Here is a 25,786-nt window from a genome sequence, read left to right as displayed (position 1 = left end):
GGGGCGGTGACTAGAGATTTTGTTCTCTAAGTTGTCCACAAGCTGCACTAATATCTAGCCCTTTGGATTCTCTGATTGTGCAAAGTAAGCCTTTTTGCATAAGAAATTCTTGAAATGAGCGGACATTTTTTTCGCTAGGGCGTTGAAATTGACTATTTTCATAAGGATTAAAGAGGATAAGGTTTACTTTTGCTTTAAATCCATTCAAAAGCTTCAATAGAGATTGTGCACTCTTGATATCGTCATTTACCCCTGCTATCATTAAGTATTCAAACATTAAACGTTTGCGTGAATTAATAGGAAATTTCTTGAGTGTCGAGATGACTTCTTGAATGTTGTAAGCTTTATTCATTGGGATGAGCTTAGAACGCAATTCGTCTGTAACGGCATGTAAAGAAAGGGCAAGTTGTACGCCTAGATTGAGTTCTCCTAATTTTTTAATTTTTGGTGCTATGCCACTTGTAGAAATTGTCTGTCGTTTAGGTGAAATGCTTAAACCATCTTTGTTAGCTAAGATTTGTATTGCCTTGATGACCTCATCAAAATTATCTAAGGGTTCTCCCATTCCCATAAAAACGATATTTAGTCGTTTTTGGGGTGGAATTTGGTTGGCTTTTTTTACACTGACAACTTGAGAGACAATTTCTCCGGCACTTAAATTTCTCACAAATCCACTTTTTGCTGTTAAGCAAAATGCACACCCCACTTTGCAACCAATTTGCGAAGAAACGCAGAGTGTCCATCGTTCTTCTTGAATGATTTTACCTGTTTCATCATTTTGGGATTCACGCATTTTGAGCAGAACAGATTCGAAGTTATGCAAATCATGGGTTTGAAATAAATACTTTTTGCTACCATCTTTGCTGTGTTGTGTAGTGATAATTTTTGGACGCTGAAGTTGAAAGGTTGTTTTTAGCGTTTGTCTGAAATCTTTTGAAAGATTATTCATTGCATCAAAATCATCAATGTAATGATGGTATAGCCAGCTATAAATTTGCTTTGCACGATAAGATGGAGTGCAGAATTGTTCTAATTCTTGCAAAGTTAAGTCATAAATATTCTGCATAATTTTTCCTTACATAAGATTCTAAGAGTGTGTTGGCTTGTCTTGAGTGCTTTAAAAAAGAATCCCTCGCGTTTTTGTCCGTATGGTTTGTGATACAAAAAATACCTTTTGCAGGAATTTTGAATGTCTTTGCAACACGTAAAACAGAAAAGAATTCCATATTTTCATAAAAAATACCTAATTTTAAAAATGCCTCTGCAATGTTTATATCTGTGGTGATATAATTGCTTGAATTGACGATAGGGGATTTTTCTTGAAAATCTATTTTAACGATATTTTCAATAGGCGTATAGGATTGTTGAGATAAAAAGCTTAGTTCAATCTGACTGGCATGTTGAGATTCTATGATATTTAAAAGTGGTTCATTTTTATCGTAACTACCCGCTGTTCCGATAAAAATTAATTCTTGCACAGATTCTTGCAAAATAAGCTGACTAAGACCAATGCTTGCATTCACTAATCCTATGCCAATACTTTTTGCAAAGTCGAATGTCTCCATTTCTCCAGCTGAAATAAACATTGTAATCCCTTTTTGGTTTTAAAATCTGACACAAATCCCTTCCGATTTCAAGTAAAGTTTAAGTTCTTGAATATGAATTTCTTGATAGTGGAATACGCTTGCAGCCAAAGCTGCATCAGCACCATGTATGAATGCTTCTTTAAAATGTTCCATTGTTCCCGCTCCACCGCTAAGAATAATAGGGATTTGGAGAATTGTGTTGAGGGCTTGTAAGGATTTTAAGTCAAAGCCGTTTTTTGTGCCATCTGCGTCCATGCTGGTTAGAAGAATTTCTCCTGCTCCTCTGTCGCTAACCTCTTTTGCCCATTGTAATAAGTCGATTCCACTATCCTTGCGTCCACCATGCGTATAGAGATTCCAGCTTTGTTGGTGGGCATTCCATTTAATATCCATTGCAACGACAACACATTGAGAACCAAAGGCTTGTGCAGCTTGTGTGATGAGGTTTGGGTTTGCAAGTGCTGCAGAATTAATACTGACTTTATCGCAACCTGTTTCAAGGAGTCGATAAAAATCCTGTAATTCTTTTACGCCACCGCCCACACAAAGTGGAATGAATACATTTTTTGCAACTTTTTTTAAGACATCATAGGTTAAGGAACGATCTTGGTGCGTTGCAGTGATATCTAAAAAAACAAGTTCATCAGCCCCTTGCATATTGTAACGTTGTGCAATTTCTACAGGATCGCCTGCATCTTGAATGTCTAAAAAATTAACACCTTTAACAACTCTACCTTCTTGAATATCTAAACAAGGGATAATGCGTTTTGCTAAGCTCATAAAGTTCCTTTGTTTTAAAATCGTAATTCTATACCTTGTTTTATTAAAAAGCAGGTAAATTGAATAAAATTTTATCAATCTTTTCTGCTTTATGCTATATTTATCTGAAAATGATTAGAATTACATAATTTTTTGACATGGAGAAAGATAATGTTAGTAAAAGGTTATGTAGATCTGTATGAGAAAGAGTGCAAGAATGATAATGCAATGGATAGGGGAATCTTTCAGAGTCGGGAAGTATATTTGCAAGAGCAGTGCAAGCATTATAAGGAATATTCTCTCTTAGGCACACCTGAAGAGAAGGTGAGAATATTCTTAAGTGCCTTTGATTCTCCCTATTTGTTGGGTTTGTATGAGGCGTTTAGTGCAGATGATTTAGAGCTGTTAAATAATGTTCTTTATCAGCTGGCAAGAACTAATTTGTTTGATATGGGGCAAAATACTGGGGCTGATCATTCCATGCATTATATTCTTGCTTTTCGCCTTTTGTCGGGTAATTGTATATCTTTTTTTGAGAAAATCTATCCCAAGTCGTTAGGTTTGTGTCAAAATGGTATGACTATGGGAATTGTAACAAGCAATCTTTTGATGGCACTTTATTATCAAGATTCAGCAATGTTGGATGATGCAAAGCAGGAGGCAAAATATTTTCTTGATTCAAATCAGCTTAAGTTTGATAAGGCTATTGTGGAATGTTTACTGGCTTTTTGTGAGGAGGATTGGCAGAAGATTAATGAATCCTTGCAAAAGGTGGCGGTGTTGAAGGTTCGGCAGAATATTGCCCCCCTATCTAAGCGTTTTTCAAGTGAGGCACATGCGTTGTTTGCATTTGGGCATTATCTGTTTCCAGAGGAAGCAAAAAAACAACTTAAAATACCAAATGCTAAAGGGTTTGTCACTTCTTTAGCGAAGTGGAATGTGGAGAATCAATTTCCGCAAGGGCAATTGTTTCTCCATTACGATGGTGTTTTACAAGGAATGAATCAATTATTAGAGATTGATATTCCACCCTGTCGGCTTACGAAGAATTTTTTAAATCAAACAGTTGTTGATGCGGCATATTTTCAAAAAGAAGTCAAAGAGAGGGCATTGAGAATTTTTGATGATGAAGAATCCTATGCCTGATATTGTATTAAGGAATTTACTTTTTGCTATTTAAAAAGGATAAACATTTGTTCCGCTGAATCTTGCAACAAAAATAGGTGATAGCGGTCAAAAGGATAGATGAGAGGTTCGTCATCAGAAAGACTGATTTCAATTTTTGCATTGTAGGAGAATTCATCATCTGGATAAAAAGAGGCTTGGCTTAAAAGTTCTGTTGGTCGCTTGATATCTGTTAAATCAACAAACCAACAACTACTTTTTTGTATTTGAAAAATTTGTACATTTTCTTTAAAGACAATCCTTCCTTCATCAATTTTGTAGATAAGTTCTAGTAAACCTTTATGTCTAAAAAACTTGATTGCATCTTGAATACGACTCTTTTTCATTATTTGTTGTCCTTAATGCTTGGAGTTGAGAAAGGGTTTTGTAGAAGTGGCGGACAGGGAGGGATTCGAACCCTCGGTAATCTTGCGACTACGCATCCTTAGCAGGGATGTGGTTTCAGCCAACTCACCCACCTATCCTTATCAAAACCAAAGATTGGATTATACAACCTTTAAAATAAAAATTACCTTAGAATTTGGATATTAAAAGGGGAGGGTGGAAGCACCACCCAAATATATTGTTTATAGTTTATCTTTGTTTTTTGCAAGATAATCAGCTACACCTTTAGCATCAGCTTTCATACCTGTATCACCCTTGTTCCAACCAGCAGGACAAACTTCTCCGTGCTCTTCATGGAATAAAAGTGCATCAACCATACGAATCATCTCATCTACATTTCTACCTAATGGAAGATCATTGATAACCGCGTGGCGAATTGTGCAATTTTTGTCAATAAGGAATGAGCCTCTAAGTGCAACAGATTCGTTAAAGAGTACATCAAAGCTTCTTGAAATGGATTTATCTTTATCTGCAACCATAGGGAAAGTAACAGATCCAATTCCGCCTTCATTTACAGGAGTATTTTTCCATGCAAAGTGTGTATATTCAGAATCAACTGAAACACCAATAACCTTAATTCCACGCTCTTCAAAATTCTTCACTCTTTTGTCAAAAGCAATAATTTCTGATGGACACACAAATGTGAAGTCAAGAGGCCAAAAGAAAACCACCGCACCATTCTTGCCAATATTTTTATAAAGCTCGAAGCTATCTACAATCTCATTAGATGCTAAAACTGCTGCCGCTGTAAAATTAGGCGCCTTTTTTGTTACTAACATAATAAAAACTCCTTAAGGATAAAATTTATCATTTCTGATGGGGTAATTCTACAATTCAATTCTTTAAAACAAGGTTAAACTAGAATAGGCTAAAATGTTTGTGTATTTAAAGTTTATCATAATGAAAGGTTGGTTATGAGTAAATCATTTCTTTTTACTTCTGAATCTGTAACAGAGGGACATCCAGACAAAATGGCTGATCAAATTAGTGATGCGGTTTTAGATTATATTATTGATAAGGATAAAAAAGCACGTGTTGCTTGTGAAACTCTTCTTTCTAATGGGTTTTGTATCATTGCAGGTGAGCTGAAAACAACTGCTTATGCCCCTATGCAAGATATTGCACGTAATGTTGTTCGGGATATTGGCTATACCGATGCGTTGTATGGTTTTGATTATCGCAGTGCCGCCATTTTGAATGGTATTGGTGAACAAAGCCCTGATATCAATCAAGGAGTTGATCGAGAAGATGGAGAGATTGGGGCAGGGGATCAAGGTTTAATGTTTGGCTATGCATGTAGGGAAACAGCCACACTTATGCCTTTACCAATCTACCTTTCTCATCGGATTACAGAGGGGTTGGCACAAGCAAGGAAAAGCGGAAGTTTGCCTTTTTTACGTCCTGACGGAAAATCTCAAGTTACAATTAAGTATGTTGATGGGAAGCCTACAAGCATTGATACAATTGTTGTTTCTACACAGCATTCACCAGAGGTAGAGCAAAATAGGTTAAGAGATGCAGTGATTGAAGAGGTTGTACAAAAGGTAATACCTAAGGAATACTTAAATGATAATATTCGTTATTTTGTGAATCCCACAGGTAAATTTGTGATTGGTGGTCCTCAAGGGGATGCAGGATTAACAGGAAGAAAGATTATTGTTGACACCTATGGAGGGAGCTGCCCTCATGGTGGTGGTGCATTCAGTGGAAAAGATCCAAGCAAAGTAGATAGAAGTGGGGCTTATGCTGCACGTTATGTTGCAAAAAATCTTGTTGCTTCTGGTATTTGCGATAAAGCGACGATTCAAGTTGCTTATGCGATTGGTGTTGTTGAGCCGGTTTCCATTCTTGTAAATAGCCATAATACAGCTAAGGTTTCTGATTTAGAATTAGAAGAATGTGTTAAAAAGCTTTTTCGTCTAACACCTAAAGGTATCATTGAATCATTAAATTTATTGCGTCCTATTTACAGAAAAACATCGAGTTATGGACATTTTGGGCGGGAATTGCCCGAATTTAGTTGGGAAAAAACGGATAAAGTGGAAGCAATTAAAGAATACTTTTCTTCAAAAGTTAGACTTTAACTTGATGGAGTTGCGTCGGAGATTCTTAAAAAGGGATTTAAATTTTGTTGCATTTTGATTCAAGAATGTAGCTTCTTTACCTTTTTTTGTTTCAGTTTAGAATCCTTTAATAGAAATTCAATTATACTCCACGCAAGCCTTTGGCTACTTTTATTTAAAACATAAGGAGATAAGATGTCTGTTAAAATTACTGATATTTGCATTGCCTGTGGTGCTTGTATTGATGAATGCCCTGTTGAGGCGATTGTAGATGATGATGATAATCCCAATGCGGATGCTGGGATTTATTATGTATATGGGGATAAGTGTGTAGAGTGTGTTTCTCATCATGATGAGCCTGCTTGTGCAACTGCATGCCCAACAGAAGGTTGTATTGTATGGGGTGAAATTGTAGGTGATCAACCTCATCGAGATGGTGTTAAACGCGATGGTTCTCAGGCTGTCGTAGAATAAGGTATCTCTGTTGCCTAATTATGTTCATTTTCTCATTTTTGAATGTTTTAGGCGACTTTCTTAAAAATTTTAATTTTTTATCTATATTAGTCTATCCTCCGGTTTTTAAAATTATGTTATAATTGTCCCCACGAAAGATAAGGAGAATTTTTATGAAAATATGGGCTTTTCTTGTTGGCGTGTCTATGGTGGTGCACTTGTGTGCAGCGGATTTAAAAGGTTATTTTATGACTCATGTTGGGGAAAGTGGGAGACAATCGATTGTAGAATTTTTTGAACGTGATGGAAAGTATTATGCCTATGGTTTTGCCAATGTTGATGGTTCTGGTCCTAAAAAGGACATTAACAATCAAAACCCAGAGTTGCGTGATAGGGTAGATAAAGGAACTGTTTTTATTTATGATCTTGTTCCTAGTGGTAAAGATCATTATAAGGGTGGAACGGTCTATAATTACGATAGTGGCAAGGAATATTATATTAAAATTTCCCTTGAAGATGGCGGTAAGACTCTCAAATTGAGGGCTAGTGTAGATAGTGCTGGATTTGTAGGTGAAACAAAGGTTTGGAAAAGGTTAACGACTGATGAAGAGGCAAAATATTTTCCTGAAAAACCTGATTTTTCTGTTGTAGAACAGAGCTTAAAAGAACTTAAAGAACGACAAAAGGATAAATAAAATGATTCAAGAAATTATGGAAAGTCAACTTGATGAAATGGTTGCAGAAGGTTTGAGTTTGGTGACTCTTGGGGCGGTATGGTGTCCAGATTGTGTTCGCGTGAATCCTTTTTTAGATACACTTTCTCAAGAATTTAGCGGAAATGTAAAGTTTTTTAAAATCCAAAGTGATGCAGCGAAAGAATTAAAGACAAAACTTGGTGTTCGTAAGATTCCTACATTGATTTTTTATAAAAATGGGCAGGAAGTTGGTGAAAGGTTGATTGAGCCACATCATATTGATCCTATCAGAAAGCAGATTCAAGATTTGTTGTAGTACTCAATAAAGTAAGATGAAGCGGTTTATTTTTTTAATTTTATTCAGTTTACCCTTAGTCGCTGCGATGGATATTGAGGTTATTCAGCTTAAACCAACGGAGAATTTTGAGGAGCGAAAGCAAAGGGAAGAATCACAGCATTTAAGGCAGGGAAGTGAGCGTCTAAAGCAAAAGCAAGATATTGAAAAACGTGGGGGGCAACTCACTAAAGCAAAGATTGAGGAGCTAAAGTCATCTTCTCCTGTTATCCCCCTTGTGGAGGTAGAATCGGGAAGTGATGAACCAGTACCACAATTTCAAAATGTAGAGCAACCTGAACAGAACAATAAAAAATTGGCACAAACTTTAGAATCTAGTGAGGAAAATTTGTCGGATACCTCTTTGTCTGAAGCAAAACAGGAGGATTTGAAACCGGTTTATTATTTTTATACGATGGCTGAAAAAAAGATTTGTGAAAATTGTTGGGGTGAGGCGTTGCCCTTACGTATCTTTTTAGGAAGGATTGTTGTTGATGAGCGAGATAAGTCAATTCGTTTTGAGTCATCTGTTTCACAGATTGGAGAAAAAGATTTGGTAACTCCCGATTTTCTCTTGAGTCATCAATATTATGATTCGTTGTCAGATATTCAGGATTATTTTATGCAAGAAGTTTCAAATGTTCAAAAGGAAATAAAGAATTTGCAAAAGGAGATTAACAAGACAAATCAATTTGAATTTTTGAAAATGCTTGAAGAAAGATTTAATTTTACATGTTCTGGGCAGGAGTATATGGAGAAAGGTTGGGTAATTGATAGGCAAGCGTTCTTTTTGTCAGGCATTAGCCAAAAGTCATCTTTGCCACATTTAGAAATGCAACTTGGAAGTTGCCCTCATTCGGCAAGTAGCACGGAATCTCTTGCTTGCAAGAGATGGCGAAAAGTAATGAATCGTTATCCCGCTTTGCAACCTTGTTCTGTCTTAGGTAATCCAAAATAATAAATTTTTTCATCAATATGCTTTAAATTTAAGCTTGAGAGAATACAATATACTTAATTAAACTAAATAATTTTTGATAAGTAAGAATTTTTGGAGAAGGGAGAAACACAATGGCGTTTGGATTTAAAAAAGCAAATACGGCAATGCCAAGAATGCGCCCAATTCGTGATGATCGTCCGCAAAGAAGAGGTTTTGATTTTGTAACTTGGATTGTTCCTAGCATCGGGTTTATTATGTTTTTGTATGCAATGGGTATTGTTGTTGTCTATACAATAAGGATTGGTGGTTCTGATGTGAGCTTGTATAATTCTGTTGCAGAGGAGAAAAAGCCTCCAGAAACAGATGTCTATAAGGTATTAAAAGGAATTTCTGATGGATTTGACCCTAATGCAAAATAAAAAAGTGTCGATATAGAGAATGAGCGTAACTTTTCATGAAAGGAGGCAGAGATGATTAGTTCTATACAGCAAAATGCAATAGTCCTTCAGCAAGTTGGTTCACAAGCCATTCAGAGTAATGGAGATACCTTAAGGGCGAATGCAAAGAGTGAAAAGGTAGAGCTTTCGCGTTCTCAAGAAATTAAAGAAGCCCTTGCAAAAGGTGAATATAAAATTGATATTGGAGGAAGTGCAGCAAAAATGGCACGGAATTTGCTTGGTAGGTAGTAGCAGAATTTTTCTTAAGGAGTTACAAATGCTATATAACCATATCGAAAGTTCCATTGCTGATGTGCAAGCACTTCTTGCAATGACCCAAGAAGACATTGAGGATATTAAAGAGGCAAAGCATGAGGCTATCTTTTCAAGAGTGAAGCCAAAAGAGACTTTGATTCTCGCTTTTGAAGAAAAGAGAAGACTTATTGAAGATGACTTTAGGTTGCTGGTTGCAGAAAATCCTGGAAAAGAGATTAGGGAGTTGATTAGTCAAGATATCGATGATCTTTTTGATAAACTCAATAAGTCTATTCGTGAGTTAAAAGTAGAGAATCAACGTTTTGGACGCCTTTCTATCGCTGTTTCGGAGATGTATCGCTCTTTGTTGGATAATCTTGTTCCTTCCGAGGCAAACTACAAAGGTAAACGTTCTTTAGATACCCAGTTTATTGCTGTTGAAGCATAATTGTTGTAGAAGGAGAAGGCCATGCCAAGTATTTTTGCTTCACTCAATACTGCGTATACAGGTTTGCAAGCCCATCAAGTTATGGTGGACACAACTGGACATAACATAGCAAACGCAAACAGTAGTTTTTATACGCGTCAGGTGGTGAATGTGAGTTCTTCATCACCCATCAATTTTGGACGCTACAGTTACGGACAGGGTGTATCTGTTGATAATATTATGCGTTTGCATGATGAATATACTTTTGGACGCTATCGTAAATCTGCACATGAACAACAGAATAGTCAAACTCAATATGAAATTTTAAGAGAGGTTTCTACTTATTTTCCAGAAGTTGATGAAGATGGCATCTTTAATGACTTACAACAATATTTTAATGCGTGGGAATCTTTAAGTACGAAGTCTAGCGACCCTGCTCAAAAGATCGTTCTTGCACAGAGAGCACAAACTCTTGCACATTCTATCCGTGAAACACGCGATCGTTTAACAAAAATGCAAAATGATATTAACGAGGAGATTAAAACAGTCGTTACCGAGGTTAATCGTTTAGGGAAGGAAATTGCAAACCTAAATAAGCAGATTATTGCATTAGAGAATGAAGGTAAGCGCAACCAAGCGAATGATTTAAGGGACCAAAGAGACCAAAGAGAAATGGCTATGGCAAAGCTTGTTGGCGGGGAAGCATTCAAAAGTAATTTACAGATGAGTGGCTTTAACCCTGAATCAGTGGATTTTAGTGAAGACTATAACTATAAGGTTGGCGATGGTTATACGATTGTCGATGGTTCTACTTTTCATCCACTTGTCTTAGATAACTCTGATGGTTTTTATCGGATTATGTATCAACAGCAAGATTTTAAGCCTAAGGATATTACTGGTAATATGAGAGGTGGAAAACTTGGTGCGTTGTATGCAACGGGTGCATCAGATAAGCTTTGCGATTGTCAAATGGTACCCGGTAATATTCAGCATTATATTAATCAGCTTGATACTTTTGCAGCTGGAATTATTGAGGCGACAAATAATATCTATTCTCAAAGTTCTTCACAAGCACTAAGAGGAGATTTTACAGAGCATTTAAGTGCGACAGAGCCAGTTATTGATTCACCCCACTATTCTTTCCGCACAGGTTCTTTTGATGTTGTGCTTTACGATAGCGATGGTAATGAAATGGCACGTAAAACGGTTCAGATTCATGAAAAAACAACAATGAATGACATTATCACGCAGTTAAATAAGAACTCTGATGATAATGGCGATAATAATGCAAATAATGATTTCGATGATTTTTTTGAGGCAGTCTATAATGAAAGGACAAGAACTTTTCAAGTAAATCCAAAATTTCCAAGTAAGGACATTTCCGTTTCCTTGCAAGATAATGGCACAAATATTGCGGGAGCTTTAGGAATTAACCGATTTTTTGAAGGACGCGACGCTTTAAGTATCGATTTGAATATCGATTTTCGCAATGACCCAACATTGATTCAACCATATCGTGAGAAAGTTACAGGTAACTATGAAGTAGCAAATATGATGATTCAATTGCAGTATGATGCAATAATCTTCCGGGAAAAAGATGGTTCTGATGGAAGTTTCAAAATCGCAGAATACTTTAAGAATCTTGCGACAAGAGTAGGAAGCGATGCATCTGATGCAAAGGTAAATAATGAGGCAAAACTTGCAGTGCTAACATCTGTAAAAAAAGAGTATTCAGCAATTTCAGAGGTAAGTCTTGATGAGGAATTGACAAACTTGATTCGTTTTCAGTCAGGCTATACGGCAAATGCAAAAGTTGTGAGTACTGTTGATGAGATTATCAATACGCTTTTAGGTATTAAACAATAGTAAACATTCTTGAAGCAGTGTATTGCTTCAAGATTCTTCTTGCCTTCTTCACTTTCCTTCCAAATCAATTTTTAAAGAGTTTTAATAACACCCCGTGCTTTAAAGGGCTTCTTAAGATTTAATTGTTATAATGAATATTATTTACAAAAAGGAGTTTTTTTGCCAGTAGAGGAAATATTAGTTTTTGGTGTTGCTGCTATATTTATTGCTGCTGTATTTTTTAGACAATACAAAAACAAACAATGTGGTGGTTGTGGAAGTGGAAGTGGAAGCAAAAAATGTTGCGACATGGATTGTCGTTGTGCGTCCAAAAAGGAGAAAGAGTGAATAAGAAAATTTTATGGATGGCTTTATGTTTAAGTAGTAGTTGTGTGATGGCTGATTTCACGCAGGAATTGGAAGATTCTTTGAAAAAAGGTAGTGCATCTGGACATTTGGGAATTTATGGACAATTAAAAAATTTTAAAGAAACCCAAACTTTTAATACCTTAAATGAAATGGGTAAAGGTAGTGCTTATCTTTCTCCATCGGCTTCGATTGTTTATGAAAGTTCACCTTTGCATTTTGTGTCATTGGGTGCTGGCGTATGGAGTAATATTGATATTTATGAGAAAAATAAGGGTGATTATGATGGGGCATTTGGAAATGCAGAAGGCATTTTAGCCAATAATTCAACGGCTCATCAACTTTTTGTGAAAGCGGAACACCCTGGTTATGGTTTTGTAAAGGTGGGGCGACAAGACGTTAACTTAGAGTGGCTTACAGATTACATTCAGGGTGCAGTGATAAATTTAACACCCATGGATGGTTTATCTATCACTGCTGGTTGGGCTGGCAAGCATGCGGTGGTCGATTTTGATGAAGTTTCTGTACAATTTACTGATACGAATGCTAGTGATGGTGTTTATGTTGCAGATATCCAATATAAAGTGGGATTTTTAACATTGAATCCCTATTATTATTTTGCAAATCATCTTGTTCAAATTCCAGGTGCGAAAGTTGGTTTAGAAATTGGTAATGAGGCATTTGCTTCCCATACGCTTGCACATTACGCTTTGAGTAATGTGGATACATTAATGGGTGAAGATGGATCTTATCTGAATGTTGAGGAAACAATTACTCTTCCGTCAATAGGCTTTCATATTGGTGCTGGATATGCACAGGTAGATAAGAAAGGTTCGGGTTTGATTGAGACTTTTGGAGATCAAAGCCGTTTAGAAGAAGGTAATCATTACTTTGACCCAAATGCAAAAACAATTTATGGTTTTATAGGATACTCCTTAAATGCGTTGGAGCTCTCTGCTCTATATGCCCAAACAAAGTATGATGTTTTATCAACACAAACAATCACGCAAACCGAGAATGAAATTAATGCAGGGATTGGATATGAATTTTTTAAAGGCTTGAGTGGGAATTTATTGTATGCACACATTAAGAATGATATTAAAGCAGAAAGCTACGATGTATTCAAGGCAAAAATAGCCTATGAGTTTTAGAGGTTCTTATTTTATGATATAATGTTGCGGGGATATTGTTGTATGAGGTGAATTTCTTTTTTTGAAAGGTTTGATGAATGGATATTGATAAGGAGTTGCTTGAAAAAGTTGCGGATTATTTTACAATTGTTCACCATACACCCGGACGTATCCGATTGAGGGCTAGTGCGGCACTTAAGGCAGAGTTTGGGGGAGGTGCTGGAAATGTGGAGACAATCCTTGAAGCAATAAAAAATATCCCCATCATCAAGAATATTAAGTTAAATCTGTTGATTGGTTCAGTTGTTGTTGAGTATGATGCAAAGCAGTTTAACCCCTCGTTATGGGAGAGTTGGTTGCGTAAGGAACATTTAGACGAAGTTATGAGTCTATTTAGTGGGGCTATAGAAAAATAGAAATAAGGAAAAAATATGCAAAATAATCTCATGAGTCTTTTGGATTTTGAATATCAAAAGTTGGGGTTTTATCAGCAGTTGGCAAACATTTTTGGGGTAGATTCTTGTTTTGGGCAATTATCTCAAGCGACTACTCTTCAGGTGAATGCGGCATTGTTTTTGATTCAGAATCAGGGGTTAAGTTACAACTATCGCCCATTAAATCAGGATTCAATCTCCTCTCAGTTGATTGAGAATTTAGAAAAAGCATTTATATTTGAAAGCAATACGATTCAGTTATGCAATCAATGGTTAAGTAGCGAACAGGATGCAAATGTGCGCGATTTTATTTTTCGTATTCAAGCACTGGCGTATAATAGTCATATCCCATTAATACGGAAAAATATGGTAAATGTTTATCAACAAAATTCATCAATACAGCAGGAATCTCAGGTTCTTGGTGAGGTCGAAAAGGCACAGATTCTTTTTTCGCAGACAAATGAAATGATTGAAGAATTGAGGGCTGGAACATTAACGCAAGAAAAATTGGGGGGATTTTTGAGTAATCTGAATTATTCTTTGATTGGTGGTGTGATTTTAGGTGGAATTTCTGCTATGATTCTAAATGAAATTCTTAACAAAAATAAGGAGTAAAATATGCCAGTACCGTTTATTTTAGGTTTAGTGATTGGTGGGGGTGCAGTTCTCGCATACAATAAGAGAAAAGAAATTGTTTCTTTATTCAAAGAGGGTGATTCAGAGTGTCGAGCAAAAGATATTTTTAATAAAAGTAAAAATGTTGTTTTGGATGTGAAGGATACGATTTTAGCAACATCAAAGGTGATCAAAGAGAAGAAAAATGAATTAAGCGAAAAACGCAATGAGGCGGAGATGAAGATGCGGACTCAACAAGAAAGTCAATCAGAAGGGGAGAAAGTATGTTAATCAATACGGGGCAGAAACGTTCTGTTGTAGGGCATGCAGTCAGTGGAGGATTAATTTCCTTTATGGTTTCAGGGGCATTAAATTATTCTAAGCTAAGAAGTGGTGAAATCACGCAACAAGAGGCTTTAAGACAGGTTGCAAAAAACACATTACAAGGGGCAGCGGTTACTGCTGCTGCGATTGCAGCGACAAATGTTATAGGAGACAACCAATCTTCGCCTATCAAGAATTCTTTGGAAGCCTTTGGATTTATTGTGGCAGGTGGGCTTGCTGCTTATGGTTTAAACCAATTTCTGGATTCAGAACAAAACACTTTGTTGCTTGAATCTAAAGAAGAAGAATAGTGGGGGATAAAGATGAATACAGAACAAATACAAAGCACACAAAACGTTCAACAAGATAACCAGCAATATTCAAATATAAATCAAGGGGATTATTTGGCATTTTTGAATGCAACTACCCCTCATATCAATAATCCTTACATTCAAACCACAAATACGCAGCAAATCAATGTAGCTCAAGAGACCAATGCACAAAATACAGATTCTTCTTTTATTGGGCAGTTTTTTGCTTCTAGTTCAACACAAAAAGATATGTTAAAAGGTGTATTGATTGGTGCAGTAGCGACCTTTATTTTAACCAATGAAGATGCACAAAAAACAATCTTTAAGTTTTCAGCAAAACTTTCATCTATTTTTGAAATGGGTGTGGAGGAAATGAAAGAACGTTATGAAGATGCGAAAGCAGAAATTAATCAAGGTGTGTAAATGACGACATGTATGCTTGCTCTAAAAGTTTTACATCATACAAATCATCGCACTCGTTTTGGTTATAGATGTGAACAGGGTTGTAGGGTTAGCCCTATTCCTTTGCGTATAGCCATTGAAGAAATTGAAGGTGTGGAGAGTGTACGTGTGAATGACATTCTTAATAATGTGATTGTTGTTCATCGTTGTGAGGTTTCTTTTTTGGAGCAACGCATTTATGAAATTTTAAAAACTTTATTAACAAAATCAAGTTATACTGCTTCTCAAGACAGCTATATTGCCTTAAGAGACGAAATTCCTAACTCTTCTGAAGTGGTGAGGGCTGCAACTTCGCTTGTCATAGAACCTCTAATTAAAACTGAAATGATTAATCTTGTTTTTGCTTCAATTGCCTCTTTACCAATTCTGAAAAGTGGAGTTAGAGAGCTTTTGACAGAAGGCATTACCTCGCGCGTTTTGGAAGCTATGGCAATTGCAATTTCACTCTATCGCCAGGATTTTAGGACGGCAAATTCTGCAAACTTTATGCTCTCATTAGGGGAATATATTGAAGAAATGACAATGTATAAGAGTGATGATTTAATCAAAGAATTAAGTAAGCCTCAAGTTCAAGAAGCGTGGATAGAAAAATTGATTGAAGGAAAAAAGGAGCGAATCCTAGTTTCCGCTAATCAACTTAATATTGGCGATATCGTTGTCATTGGTGCAGGTAATACGATTTGTGTTGATGGGCATATTGTTGCAGGTGAAGGATTGGTGAATCAAATTTCGATGACAGGTGAGGCGACACCTATTCGTAAAGTGCGAGGAGATCGTGTTTTATCTGGAACAATTATTGAAGAGGGTGAAATTAAGGTTTGGGCAGAGAGTGTGGGTGATGGAACTGCAACAGCTAGAATTAAGAATTATATTCAAGAAACATTAGTGCAAAAATCATCTATCCAGCTGAGTGCCTCGAAAATGGCTGATGGTTTGGTTCCAGTTACGCTCGGCTTAGCTATTTTATCTTATTTTTATAGTCAAGATTTGACACGAGCTGCTTCTGTGTTGCAGGCAGATTATTCTTGTGCGCTTAAGCTTGCCACGCCTGTTGCATTCAAGGCAGCGATTGGAAGTGCGGGTAAAAGTGGTATCATTATTAAAGGTGCAAAAAGTTTAGAATCTTTGTATGAAAGTGAAGTATTTGTCTTTGATAAAACAGGGACACTAACAAAAGGGGAGCTTGAAGTTATTGAGGTGCATTCTTTTTCGGATAGATGGAATACTGAAGATATTTTGAATCTTTCTGCAAGCATTGAGGAGCATTATTTTCACCCCGTTGCTGAAGCTGTTGTTAGAGCGGCAAAGCAAAAGGATTTTGTGCATATCCATCATGATGAGGTTACTTTCATTGTTGCACATGGTGTGAAAAGTGAGATTGATGGAAAAAGTGTTGTGATTGGTTCGCAACACTTTTTAGAAGACGATGAAAAAATTGATTTCAAGCATCAATATGGACGCATTCAAGAATTGAAGGCGAGTGGCCATACGCCTCTGTTTATCGGTTACGATGGGCAACTTGTTGGTATGATTATGTTAAAGGATACAATTAGAGAAAATGCAAAAGGTGTTTTGTCGCAATTACGACAAAATGGCGTTAAAGAGATTGTAATGCTCACAGGGGATATGCAGGATAAGGCGGATGAGGTTGCAAGGGAATTGGGCATTGATCGCTTTTTTGCAGAATTATTGCCAACGCAAAAAGCAGATATTTTGGAGCTAATTATGGCAGAGGGAAAGAAAGTTGCCTTTGTCGGTGATGGCATCAATGATGCTCCAGCATTGATTAAGGCAGATAGCGGAATTGGAATGCATAAAGGTGCGGATATTGCAAAAGCAAGTGCAGATATCGTATTGTTGCGTGATGATATTCAATCTGTAGCTGATGCAAAAGCTTATGCAAATGCGTGTTTAAATAAGGTGAATGTCGGATTTAAAGCGACTGTAGGCATTAATAGCGTCATTTTGGGCTTGGCTACTCTAGGAAAGCTTTCGCCTATCCAAACTGCATTCTTGCATAATGGGACAACTATTGTTCTTTTGCTAAATGCTTTAAGAGGGATTAAATTATCAAAAAAAAGGAGTGTTTAATGCCAATTATTTTACCTTTAACAGCAGTTTTATCCGCTGTCCTTGCTTATAAAACTTGTACAAAATCTTATCAAAATATAAAAAAAAGAAAAAGGAAATCTTGAATATGAGTCAGAAGGAACATTTATTATTAAAACGAGAAACAGCAAAAGTAGGTATGAGTGTTTCTTTAGTACTCACTGTAGGGAGTGCATTTTTCCTAAAGACGCGTGCCGGTAAACAGATTCATCTTGGTGCAGGTTTGGCGTTGGCTGGGTTCTCATTATGGCATCACTTGCTTTATGATAAAAATGATGCACAATTGCAGAAAACAAAGGTACAGGATCAGCAAGATACAACTTTAAAGGAATAGTGATGGATTTAAAAATTGGAGATTCAGCACCCCTGTTTTGTTTGCAAAACCAAGACGGGATTGAGATTTGTTTGCGTGATTTAAAAGGTGGATTTGTTGTGTTATATTTTTATCCTAAGGATTCGACACCTGGTTGCACAACAGAAGCGTGTGAGTTTACAGCAAACCGTCATGAGTTTTTAACGCAGAATGCACAAATTTTTGGCGTTAGTCCGGATTCTTTGACATCTCACCAAAAATTTATTCAAAAGCAAAATCTTTCTATCACGCTTTTAAGTGACCCAACTCATCAATGCTTAGAATCTTATGGTGCTTGGGGTGAAAAAAAGATGTACGGAAAGGTTTATATGGGTGTTATTAGAAGCACATTTATTATCAATCCGGAAGGAAAAATAGTTGCAATTTGGAGGAATGTGAAAGTAAAAGGGCATGTGGAAGCTGTTTTAAAAGAGTTGCAAAAGTTGGGTTGAGTTTGCGATAAATTAGAATTTTTGTGGTGTGTATGGCTTGAATGATTGTTGTAAGGGTAACCCGGTGTGCTGAGAATGTGATTATAGTGAATGATGAAGTAAATCTGTATAGTCACACATTCAAAATCATAAATTCTAATTGTGCTTAGAATTGCAAGGTGAATTTGTTTGTAAGTGGTTATCGCTAATAAGCTTGGTATAGTAATTGCTTTAGTGTATTTAGAATTATGGAATGCAAGGGAGTGATTCATAAAATCCCTTAACAGTCAAGGAGATAGAAATGGATTTGAAGCGATTTTTGCTAAAAGTAGGTATATTTTTAGCGTTTTTTGCTATGCTTTACGCTAAACAACCTCCGGCTTTTCAGAATCGCTGCGTTGACCGGATTAAGGATTTATCAAAGCAACAAATGAATGTTTTAATTAAGGCTTATCAATATGGAGAACCTTACGGGCTTGGTTTAACACTTGCAGCAATTGCATGGAAAGAATCTTGTGCGGGAGAGTATCGTATGAATTTTCAAGATCCGAGTGCAGGGATTTTTCACGCCCATATTCCTACAGTGATGAAACGTTATCCACAATTAAAAAATAACGGTTTTACACAAAATATGGTTGGGGAATTATTGGTTAGAGATGATGCTTTTGCTGCTAAGGAGGCAATTAATCATCTCTTGTATTGGAAGGGTGTACATAAGAATCACTGGGAAAGCATAATTAAGTCTTATAATAAGGGCTTTAGTTGGCAAAAGGATTCAGAGAAAAATCGTTTAGCAAAGAATTATCTTGCTGATGTGAAGAATCGTTATGAGCAATTGCAAACTTATCTTCCACAATTGGTGAAGGTGTCTAAAATTACCCCCCTGCAACTTCCTTTATATGACCAAAAGCAAGAGCAAGCCTTAAAGAATGATAAAGGGAGTTCTATACGTTCTTTTCATGATGGGTTTTTAGAGGTGGCAGTTCAAGAAAGATATAATGCAGTGTACCTCTCATCAGATAAGGAGGCAAAAAAAATCGTTCTTCTCCCCGATTATTAAGCAAAATCCGATACAATATTAGATGATAAATCAGGTTGGAGGAGTTTATTTTTGGCAGATATTAGAGTCCTAATCGCTGATCAGAGTCCTATTACGCGTAAGATTATCCGTTCCTCTCTACGCAAGTTAAAAGTGAGTATTATTCAGGAATGTGTGGGTGGGGAGCAGGTGTTGGAATTTTTTGACCAAGATATGGGTTTTAATATGTTGTTTTTAGATGCACAGTTATCTGACATTGATGCACAAGTTATACTTGCAAAGTTGCATGAGAGAGATTTAATAGAGCATATTACTATTTTTTTGATTTCTAGTCAGCTGAATCCAAATGATTATCGCACATTTGAGGCGTTGGGTGTCAAGCATTTTTTAACGCGTCCTTTTAATGCGACTAAATTTGATAGAGAAATAGCTCCGATTGTGAGGACAATGCTTAACCCAGATGAAAATCAGAGTATTTTTTGTCAAGAATATCGTTCAGAAATTTTGGAGTTGCTTGAATCTGGAACACTGAAGTTTTGTGTTGATGAAAGTAAGAATTTGATTGTGGCTGAAGGGGAGAAAAATATTCTTTGTATTCAGCTGAATGCTTTTTTGCAAATAGCAAAATTAGCAAGAAAAATATAAAAGGAAGGTTGTATGCAAAAGGAAATTCAGAAAATTGTTCAGATTGAGGAAAGCCGTAAAGAAATTACAGAAGAATTGGTGAGAGAATATCAAGCATTACTTGATTTGTTGTTAAATGAACGCTCTCAACCTTTAAGCGTCCAGGAAGCGGAGGTATTAATGAAAATTTTTCCAAAAGAAGCTAACCAAGAATTAGGTTATTCTTTAATGCAGGCAATAGAAGCGGTGGAGTGTAGTCGTGCACAATTTAATGATTTAATCGCAAGTTGCCCTTCTCAGGAATGGCGTGAGAAAATGTTAGATCAACTTTCTAAAAGTAAATTTAAGGCTGATGATAAATAGGTATCATATAGAGTCTATATTTATTTTAATTTGATAGAGTTCTCTTTTGAGAGATTTAACCTTTTAAATAATCTTTGTCATCGTTTGTTGTCGCTACGTTACTTCTAGAGGTATGGGTAAAGCACCCTAAGGGGGGGATAGCTATAAAAAAATAATATGGTGTCCTGTGCGAGTACTGTGTCTAAAATTTGGATTTTTTGGATGCGAAATAGAGATTTTACTCAAGAAGTAACGCTTAGATGCCTATCCCTCTTATTTATGTGTTGAGAAACAAGACTTACAAAATTGATTAAGTACCATTGATGAAATTGTAAGAGGTAATTTTCTCTTAAAAAGTCCCTATAAAATGATATATATAATCACAAATTTGTAAGGGAGATTCTAGGATTGGGTGTTTTTATATTAAAACAATTTACGCTAAATATGATATGAATACTAACAAAATGAACCTGTATTTAAAACAAAAAGACCAATTTTTTTAAAATGAATTCCATTTGAATCTAAACAAATAAGATTATTAATATTCTAACAAGTGCTTTTTAGCAAATATTAATATTCTTGCTAAAAATTTCATTTGGTGAATGAAAATATCATTGCCTTGATAGGTTTTTTCTCGCTTTAAACTTGATTTGATACAAAAACTTAAGCAATTATCTCTTTAATGTCTTGTTTTATGGGTTGGAAAACCCTATTGTATAGAGATAATTTTGCGTACTACTTATTAATCTTGTTGTTTTGAATTTTGTCTGGAAATACCCGCATAAAAGCGTGATTTTCAGATTATTTTGTGTATTTGGCAAGATTTAAATTTTTTTCTTATCCAAATTTTTCTATTTTCATATCGGTTGTATGGTGTTAGGTGTATGCAATAGTTACAATTTTTGCATAGGCATCAGTTTTAATTTTAGTGGTTTGTTTGAGTCAGATTAAGGAAAAATATTTCTTCAGCTTGTTTAAAAGTATGCCATTCTAATTCTCTTGTTTTCGAGTTTGAATTTTGTTTGTAACGAAATTATGGCAGATATTTTACTTGTATATTGTAGTTTTTGTTGTCAGAATCGTTTAAAAAGCATTTTTTAAGTTTTATTATACGGCGAAATTGTTATAATTGTCTCTAAAGTAATATAAAAAGGCTAGACAATATGGCAAATCTATCCAATGTAGATCAAATCACCAATCTTCATAGAAATAATGAATTGCAATTACTTTGCTTTCGTTTAGAGAAGGGTAAGGACCTCTATGGAGTGAATGTATTTAAAATTAAAGAAGTTGTAAAATATCGGGGTAGCTTAACTGTTGTAACGCATGATGGAACTTCATTAGTGGAGGGATTGATTACGATGAGGGAGCTAACGATTCCCCTGATTGATTTACGGAAGTGGTTTTACTATGACCCTCAATTTAAGGCACGCGATTTGAGGCAATATGCAATAAAGCGCGAGAAGGGTGAAGAAGATATTGTTATGATTTGTGAGTTCTCGCGTTGGACTGTAGGGGTTAGAATCTATGAGGCAGATAGAATTTTAAATAAAAAATGGACAGAGATTGAGCAAAATGTTGGTTTTGGTGCGACAGGGCAGAACAGTAAACTAGTGAGTCGTACCCGTTATTTTGATGGATCTTTAGTGCAAATTGTGGATATTGAAAAAATGCTCGTGGATGTTTTCCCATGGATTGAAACAGAAAAAGAAGAGGAGATGAAGAGGCTACAAAGATTCCATAGCGATAAAGATATTCTTATTGCTGATGACTCACCCAGTGTTTTGAAAACAATGAGGAATATTCTTTCTAAAGCGGGGTTGCATTATCGCGATTTCCCAAATGGACAAAAATTGCTTAATTATATTTTTAATGCGAATACAAATATTGACCGCATTGGTATGGTGATTACGGACCTTGAAATGCCAGAAGCAAGCGGGTTTGAAGTGATTAAGCAACTAAAGAATGATCCGTCAACTTCACATATTCCTATTGTAGTGAACTCATCAATGAGCGGAAGTAGCAATGAAGAACTTGCACGTTCCTTGAACGCTGATGACTTTATTAGTAAGTCTCAACCTATGCAGGTTGAGGAATGTATACGTCGGTTTTTAGTGCCTAAAGAACAAAGAGGGTAGAGTGATGAAACAAAAAACGATTCAAAAAAATGTTGATCTTGTCGGTATTGGTTTGCATAAAGGTGTCCCTGTGCGTTTGAAGCTCGAACCAGCACCAGAAAATAGCGGGCTTGTTTTTACGCGTTCTGATTTGGGAGTGAGCTTTAAGCTTACTCCAGAATGTGTGATAGATACAACAATGGCAACTGTTGTTGGTAAGGATAATGCCCGTATTTCGACAATTGAACATTTTTTATCTGCTGTTTATGCTTACGGGATTGACAATTTACATATTTCTGTAGATAATGAAGAAATGCCTATTATGGACGGCAGTAGTATTAGTTTTTGTATGTTGCTTGATGAAGCAGGGATAGTCCCTCAAAATGAACCTAAAAAAGTTATGAAGATTAAGGAAACAATTGAAGTAAAAGAAGGTGATAAGTTTGTGCGTATTACCCCTAGCGACAAAAGCCTATTTGATTTTGAGATTGATTTTAAGCACCCAGCAATTGCAAAGCAGGCTTATCAATTTTATTTCTCAACAACAGCATATAAAGAAGAAATTGCAAAAGCAAGAACTTTTGGATTTTTGCATGAGGTGCAGTATTTGCGTTCAAAGGGCTTGGCACTGGGGGGTTCTTTGGCAAATGCGATTGTCCTTGATGAAACAAAGATATTGAATCCAGAGGGTTTGCGCTACAAAGAAGAATTTGTAAGGCATAAGATTCTTGATGCGATTGGTGATATGGCATTGTTGGGCGTGCCACTTTTTGGTAGCTATGTTTCTTATGCGGGTAGCCACAAGCTAAACCATCTTTTGACAAAACAAATTTTGGGCAATCCTAATGCTTATGAGATAGTTACACTTAATGAAGAAGATACACAATCTTTAGCGATTGAAAAAATCTTTGCTTTAGATTCTTGTAAGGATTGATTTGGATTCTTATACTATTGAGCTAGAGAGGGCAATTATCAGCACAATTTTATTTGATCCCTCCTTACTTGAAGAAATATCTTCCCAACTTAGAAAGGAAGATTTTCTCCACCCTGCCCACCAGAATATTTTTTCAGTTCTTATCGAACTTGACAAACAGAACTTACCTCTTGACGAAGAATTTATTTTACAAAAATCTTCCCAAAAACGTCCTATTGACCGTGAAGATATTTTGGATATTAAGGGGACAAATCCTGTCGCACAAAAAGAAAATTATATTCAAGAAATTAAGAATCGTTCTGTTAAAAGGCAACTTCAAAAACTTTCTGTGAGAATCAAGGAAGAATCTCAAAAAGAAGGTAAATCAGCCGAAGATATTTTGGATAATATTGAGCAAGAAATTTATAAAATTGCACAGAATTCACAAGGTAGTGATTTTAGAAGTGCCGAAGAAATTGTTGTTGGCACGCTTGAGTGGATTCAAAAAATGAAGGAACGCGGTAATAGTCTTATTGTGGGCTTAGATACCGGATTTGTTGACCTTAATCGTATAACAACGGGGTTTGGTGTAGGTGATTTGGTTGTGATTGCTGCACGTCCTGGTATGGGAAAAACGGCTTTTGTTTTAAATATTGCCCAAAAAGTTTTGGATGGGAATGGGGGCGTAGCAATGTTTTCTTTAGAGATGCCTGCAGAACAATTAATGTTGCGTATGTTTTCAGCAAAAACCTCTATTCCTTTGCAGAATTTAAGGACGGGGAATTTAAATGATGAAGAATTGTCTTCATTGACTGATGCGGCTGATGGGATGAGTCGTAAATTTCTGTTTGTTGATGATGGTGGTATGCTATCTATTTCGGCCTTGCGTGCGAAATTAAGGAAGTTAAAAAGTCAACATCCACAAATCAGATTAGCCATCATTGATTATTTACAATTAATGATTGGTACACCAAATAGTGGACAACGATATTTGGAGATTAGCGAAATTACAAGAGGGTTAAAGATGCTTGCTCGAGAGCTGGAGATGCCTATTATCGCCCTTTCCCAATTAAATCGTAGTCTAGAGTCGCGTGATGATAAACGTCCTATGCTTTCTGATTTGAGAGAGTCGGGTTCTATTGAACAAGATGCAGATTTGATTTTGTTTATTTATCGCCATGATGTTTATTTGGAAAAAGAACAAAAAAAGCAGGCAAAACAAGCAAAGAAAGATGGAAACAAAGAATTTGTTCCAACTTATGTGCCAAAAAGTGAGGAAGAGGCTGAAATCATTATTGGAAAGCAAAGAAATGGACCAATAGGTACAATAAAATTAACTTTTCATAAAGCTTGTACGCGTTTTGTTGATCAAAATCGTGAATTTGGTGTGAGTATCCAAGAGCAAAAACCGACAAAAATGGGTATGTCAATGAATGTTGAAGTACCAAATATGCACTTGTGAAGCAACCGTTCTTAAAGTATGTTCTTTCTGTTTTTCGTGGGGAATTATGGAGAGTAAACTCCTCCCATCTAACGCCTCCATTACTATCAAACTTTAAGGAATGGGTTGTTTTTTTAGTTGTAGTTGGTGTGATTGCAATGGTTTCTTTAGGTTTAGAATACCGTGCATTTCTTTCATTTAAAACAAGCGGTTTCAAGGAGGGATTCTCTGTAATCGAAGCCTCCGTTTTAAACCAGTACACGAAGGTAGGCAAGAATGGAGAATATTCCGTCTTACGGTTACAAAATAAGCATATTTCCTTTTATACAACAACAAAAGAAGATATTAAGAATCTTATGCATAGACGCGTACGCGTTGTTCTTGTAACAAAGAATCTGACATTTTTGCAGTATTTGCAAGGTTTTTACGCATTCAGTGTTGATATTGCGGTTTTACCTCAAGAGTATCATTTTAAACAACAGATTCGAGAGAGTATCACGAAACAACATACTTCAGAAATTGCAGCAAATGTCTACCATACGCTTTTTCTAGCTGATTCTTTGAATTATCAAATGCGTTCTTTAGCGAATGCTCTAGGAATTGCCCATCTTTTCGCGATTAGTGGTTACCATTACGGTGTTTTGAGTTTTTTTATTTTATTATTATCTTATCCAACTTATCGTTATTTTCATCATCACTATTTTCCTTATCGGAATGCATTGATGGATTTGTTGTCTATCCCTGTTATTTTTGGATTCTTATATTTATTGTTATTGGGATTTACACCCTCATTTTTGCGTGCATTTTGTATGGCACTTTGTTCTTATCTACTATTTATTGGCGGTGTTCGTGTGGTTTCGTTGCATTCATTTTTTGCTTTAGGATTGTTGATGATTGCTTTATTCCCCAGCCTTCTTTTTTCAATCGGTTTTATTTTATCTATGCTTGGAGTTTTTTATATCTTGCTTTTTATTCAGTATATTCCAACTATTTCAATTTGGAATATTATATTATTTAATCTTGGTATTTTCTTATTTATGCTTATTCCTGTTCATTTTATTTTTACACCATTTACACCGCTTGCATTACTCTCCATTCCGCTTACTTTGGCATTTAACTTTTTTTATCCATTTGTTTTGATTGCTCATTTGATAGGAATAGGAGATGTTGCAGATTCTTTGATTCTTTGGGCTTCTGCTTTAGAGATTCCTGTTATTGCAGTTAAAACAACAAAGGTTATTTTGGGAATATGGATTTTTCTTTGTTTTGCTGCAATTCCCTTTAGAAGGTTATTTTATGCTCTAAATCTATATTGTTTAGCGTTTTTTTCTTATAATTTATCGCTTTTTTTGTTGCAATGAGATAAAATAAGGGTTGTTTTTGTCTTTTGATAGTCAGAGAGCAAAGAAATGAATA

The 25,786-nt window shown here is 35.9% G+C and carries 32 protein-coding genes and 1 tRNA gene; 27 read left to right on the top strand and 6 right to left on the bottom strand.

What is annotated here, in order from left to right; genetic code table 11:
• Positions 1-10: 10 nt before the first annotated feature.
• Genes rlmN through hisF form a run of 3 tightly spaced genes read right to left on the bottom strand, consistent with a single transcriptional unit; the run spans position 11 to position 2,366 of the window.
• Positions 11-1,066: a 23S rRNA (adenine(2503)-C(2))-methyltransferase RlmN gene (gene rlmN / locus CCZ01_RS04385; RefSeq protein ID WP_112052015.1), complete on the bottom strand. Its 1,056-nt coding sequence runs from the start codon at positions 1,064-1,066 to the stop codon at positions 11-13.
• The gene (locus CCZ01_RS04380; protein ID WP_112052014.1) at positions 1,050-1,586 is read right to left on the bottom strand and encodes a nucleoside phosphorylase-I family protein; all 537 of its coding nucleotides are present in this window, start codon (positions 1,584-1,586) and stop codon (positions 1,050-1,052) included. The genes rlmN and CCZ01_RS04380 overlap by 17 nt, the downstream gene beginning before the upstream one ends.
• Before the next feature lie 18 nt (positions 1,587-1,604).
• Positions 1,605-2,366: an imidazole glycerol phosphate synthase subunit HisF gene (gene hisF / locus CCZ01_RS04375; protein WP_112052013.1), complete on the bottom strand. Its 762-nt coding sequence runs from the start codon at positions 2,364-2,366 to the stop codon at positions 1,605-1,607.
• Positions 2,367-2,516: 150 nt separating this feature from the next.
• Between hisF and CCZ01_RS04370 the strand changes: the two genes are divergently transcribed.
• On the top strand, positions 2,517-3,491 hold the full coding sequence (locus CCZ01_RS04370) for a hypothetical protein (RefSeq protein WP_112052012.1): 975 nt from the start codon (positions 2,517-2,519) through the stop codon (positions 3,489-3,491).
• Positions 3,492-3,517: 26 nt separating this feature from the next.
• Here CCZ01_RS04370 and CCZ01_RS04365 read toward each other — a convergent pair whose 3' ends face one another.
• The 3 genes from CCZ01_RS04365 to CCZ01_RS04355 all read right to left on the bottom strand — a co-directional run bounded on the left by CCZ01_RS04365 (position 3,518) and on the right by CCZ01_RS04355 (position 4,693).
• Positions 3,518-3,856, bottom strand: coding sequence for a hypothetical protein (locus CCZ01_RS04365; RefSeq protein ID WP_112052011.1), 339 nt, complete (start codon positions 3,854-3,856; stop codon positions 3,518-3,520).
• A 47-nt stretch (positions 3,857-3,903) separates the two neighbouring features.
• A tRNA-Ser gene (locus CCZ01_RS04360) sits at positions 3,904-3,994 on the bottom strand.
• Positions 3,995-4,096: 102 nt separating this feature from the next.
• Entirely contained in the window at positions 4,097-4,693 is a 597-nt protein-coding gene (locus tag CCZ01_RS04355) for a peroxiredoxin (RefSeq protein WP_112052010.1), read from the bottom strand.
• A 135-nt stretch (positions 4,694-4,828) separates the two neighbouring features.
• Between CCZ01_RS04355 and metK the strand changes: the two genes are divergently transcribed.
• The 26 genes from metK to CCZ01_RS04230 all read left to right on the top strand — a co-directional run bounded on the left by metK (position 4,829) and on the right by CCZ01_RS04230 (position 25,731).
• Entirely contained in the window at positions 4,829-5,998 is a 1,170-nt protein-coding gene (gene metK / locus CCZ01_RS04350; protein ID WP_112052009.1) for a methionine adenosyltransferase, read from the top strand.
• Between the two features lie 174 nt (positions 5,999-6,172).
• A complete protein-coding gene (locus CCZ01_RS04345; RefSeq protein ID WP_112052008.1) occupies positions 6,173-6,451 on the top strand; it encodes a 4Fe-4S dicluster domain-containing protein in 279 nt (92 codons plus the stop codon).
• A gap of 152 nt (positions 6,452-6,603) precedes the next feature.
• On the top strand, positions 6,604-7,125 hold the full coding sequence (locus tag CCZ01_RS04340) for a DUF2147 domain-containing protein (RefSeq protein WP_112052007.1): 522 nt from the start codon (positions 6,604-6,606) through the stop codon (positions 7,123-7,125).
• Position 7,126: 1 nt separating this feature from the next.
• Entirely contained in the window at positions 7,127-7,441 is a 315-nt protein-coding gene (locus CCZ01_RS04335; RefSeq protein ID WP_112052006.1) for a thioredoxin family protein, read from the top strand.
• Positions 7,442-7,457: 16 nt separating this feature from the next.
• Positions 7,458-8,417, top strand: coding sequence for a hypothetical protein (locus CCZ01_RS04330; RefSeq protein ID WP_112052005.1), 960 nt, complete (start codon positions 7,458-7,460; stop codon positions 8,415-8,417).
• A 110-nt stretch (positions 8,418-8,527) separates the two neighbouring features.
• Positions 8,528-8,815 (top strand): hypothetical protein, encoded by a 288-nt coding sequence (locus CCZ01_RS04325; RefSeq protein WP_258436651.1) that lies wholly within the window; start codon positions 8,528-8,530, stop codon positions 8,813-8,815.
• 51 nt (positions 8,816-8,866) lie between these two features.
• A complete protein-coding gene (locus CCZ01_RS04320; protein WP_112052004.1) occupies positions 8,867-9,082 on the top strand; it encodes a flagellar biosynthesis anti-sigma factor FlgM in 216 nt (71 codons plus the stop codon).
• A 28-nt stretch (positions 9,083-9,110) separates the two neighbouring features.
• On the top strand, positions 9,111-9,536 hold the full coding sequence (locus CCZ01_RS04315) for a hypothetical protein (RefSeq protein WP_112052003.1): 426 nt from the start codon (positions 9,111-9,113) through the stop codon (positions 9,534-9,536).
• Between the two features lie 21 nt (positions 9,537-9,557).
• A complete protein-coding gene (flgK, locus tag CCZ01_RS04310) occupies positions 9,558-11,381 on the top strand; it encodes a flagellar hook-associated protein FlgK (RefSeq protein WP_112052002.1) in 1,824 nt (607 codons plus the stop codon).
• Between the two features lie 159 nt (positions 11,382-11,540).
• Positions 11,541-11,708, top strand: a complete 168-nt coding sequence (locus CCZ01_RS10350) for a hypothetical protein (protein WP_181566311.1) — start codon at positions 11,541-11,543, stop codon at positions 11,706-11,708.
• On the top strand, positions 11,705-12,877 hold the full coding sequence (locus tag CCZ01_RS04305; RefSeq protein ID WP_181566310.1) for an Opr family porin: 1,173 nt from the start codon (positions 11,705-11,707) through the stop codon (positions 12,875-12,877). The genes CCZ01_RS10350 and CCZ01_RS04305 overlap by 4 nt, the downstream gene beginning before the upstream one ends.
• 77 nt (positions 12,878-12,954) lie before the next feature.
• On the top strand, positions 12,955-13,272 hold the full coding sequence (locus tag CCZ01_RS04300; RefSeq protein WP_112052000.1) for an HMA2 domain-containing protein: 318 nt from the start codon (positions 12,955-12,957) through the stop codon (positions 13,270-13,272).
• A gap of 15 nt (positions 13,273-13,287) precedes the next feature.
• Positions 13,288-13,905 carry a hypothetical protein gene (locus CCZ01_RS04295; RefSeq protein WP_112051999.1) on the top strand — a complete coding sequence of 206 codons (618 nt, stop codon included), beginning with the start codon at positions 13,288-13,290 and terminating at the stop codon, positions 13,903-13,905.
• Between the two features lie 3 nt (positions 13,906-13,908).
• Positions 13,909-14,196 (top strand): hypothetical protein, encoded by a 288-nt coding sequence (locus tag CCZ01_RS04290; RefSeq protein WP_112051998.1) that lies wholly within the window; start codon positions 13,909-13,911, stop codon positions 14,194-14,196.
• Positions 14,190-14,540 (top strand): hypothetical protein, encoded by a 351-nt coding sequence (locus CCZ01_RS04285; protein ID WP_112051997.1) that lies wholly within the window; start codon positions 14,190-14,192, stop codon positions 14,538-14,540. The genes CCZ01_RS04290 and CCZ01_RS04285 overlap by 7 nt, the downstream gene beginning before the upstream one ends.
• Positions 14,541-14,552: 12 nt before the next feature.
• Positions 14,553-14,963, top strand: coding sequence for a YtxH domain-containing protein (locus CCZ01_RS10345; protein WP_181566309.1), 411 nt, complete (start codon positions 14,553-14,555; stop codon positions 14,961-14,963).
• Complete coding sequence (locus tag CCZ01_RS04275) at positions 14,964-17,093, top strand: heavy metal translocating P-type ATPase (RefSeq protein WP_258436644.1); 2,130 nt, start codon at positions 14,964-14,966, stop codon at positions 17,091-17,093.
• 106 nt (positions 17,094-17,199) lie between these two features.
• Positions 17,200-17,445, top strand: coding sequence for a hypothetical protein (locus CCZ01_RS04270; protein WP_181566308.1), 246 nt, complete (start codon positions 17,200-17,202; stop codon positions 17,443-17,445).
• A gap of 2 nt (positions 17,446-17,447) precedes the next feature.
• Positions 17,448-17,915: a thioredoxin-dependent thiol peroxidase gene (bcp, locus tag CCZ01_RS04265; protein ID WP_112051996.1), complete on the top strand. Its 468-nt coding sequence runs from the start codon at positions 17,448-17,450 to the stop codon at positions 17,913-17,915.
• A 280-nt stretch (positions 17,916-18,195) separates the two neighbouring features.
• Positions 18,196-18,954, top strand: a complete 759-nt coding sequence (locus tag CCZ01_RS04260) for a hypothetical protein (protein ID WP_112051995.1) — start codon at positions 18,196-18,198, stop codon at positions 18,952-18,954.
• Between the two features lie 51 nt (positions 18,955-19,005).
• Positions 19,006-19,578, top strand: a complete 573-nt coding sequence (locus tag CCZ01_RS04255; RefSeq protein WP_181566307.1) for a response regulator — start codon at positions 19,006-19,008, stop codon at positions 19,576-19,578.
• A 12-nt stretch (positions 19,579-19,590) separates the two neighbouring features.
• The gene (locus tag CCZ01_RS04250) at positions 19,591-19,920 is read left to right on the top strand and encodes a hypothetical protein (RefSeq protein WP_112051993.1); all 330 of its coding nucleotides are present in this window, start codon (positions 19,591-19,593) and stop codon (positions 19,918-19,920) included.
• A 1,142-nt stretch (positions 19,921-21,062) separates the two neighbouring features.
• Entirely contained in the window at positions 21,063-22,037 is a 975-nt protein-coding gene (locus CCZ01_RS04245; protein WP_112051992.1) for a chemotaxis protein, read from the top strand.
• A gap of 4 nt (positions 22,038-22,041) precedes the next feature.
• Positions 22,042-22,950, top strand: a complete 909-nt coding sequence (gene lpxC, locus CCZ01_RS04240) for a UDP-3-O-acyl-N-acetylglucosamine deacetylase (RefSeq protein ID WP_112052022.1) — start codon at positions 22,042-22,044, stop codon at positions 22,948-22,950.
• A gap of 1 nt (position 22,951) precedes the next feature.
• Entirely contained in the window at positions 22,952-24,391 is a 1,440-nt protein-coding gene (locus tag CCZ01_RS04235) for a replicative DNA helicase (protein WP_112051991.1), read from the top strand.
• A complete protein-coding gene (locus CCZ01_RS04230) occupies positions 24,388-25,731 on the top strand; it encodes a ComEC/Rec2 family competence protein (protein ID WP_146745216.1) in 1,344 nt (447 codons plus the stop codon). Before CCZ01_RS04235 ends, CCZ01_RS04230 begins: the two co-directional genes overlap by 4 nt.
• Positions 25,732-25,786: the final 55 nt, after the last annotated feature.

It is taken from the genome of Helicobacter monodelphidis, from assembly GCF_003288845.1.
GTDB lineage: Bacteria > Campylobacterota > Campylobacteria > Campylobacterales > Helicobacteraceae > NHYN01.
Note: the sequence above shows the minus strand (reverse complement) of the source record. Positions and strands in the feature narration are given on the sequence as shown.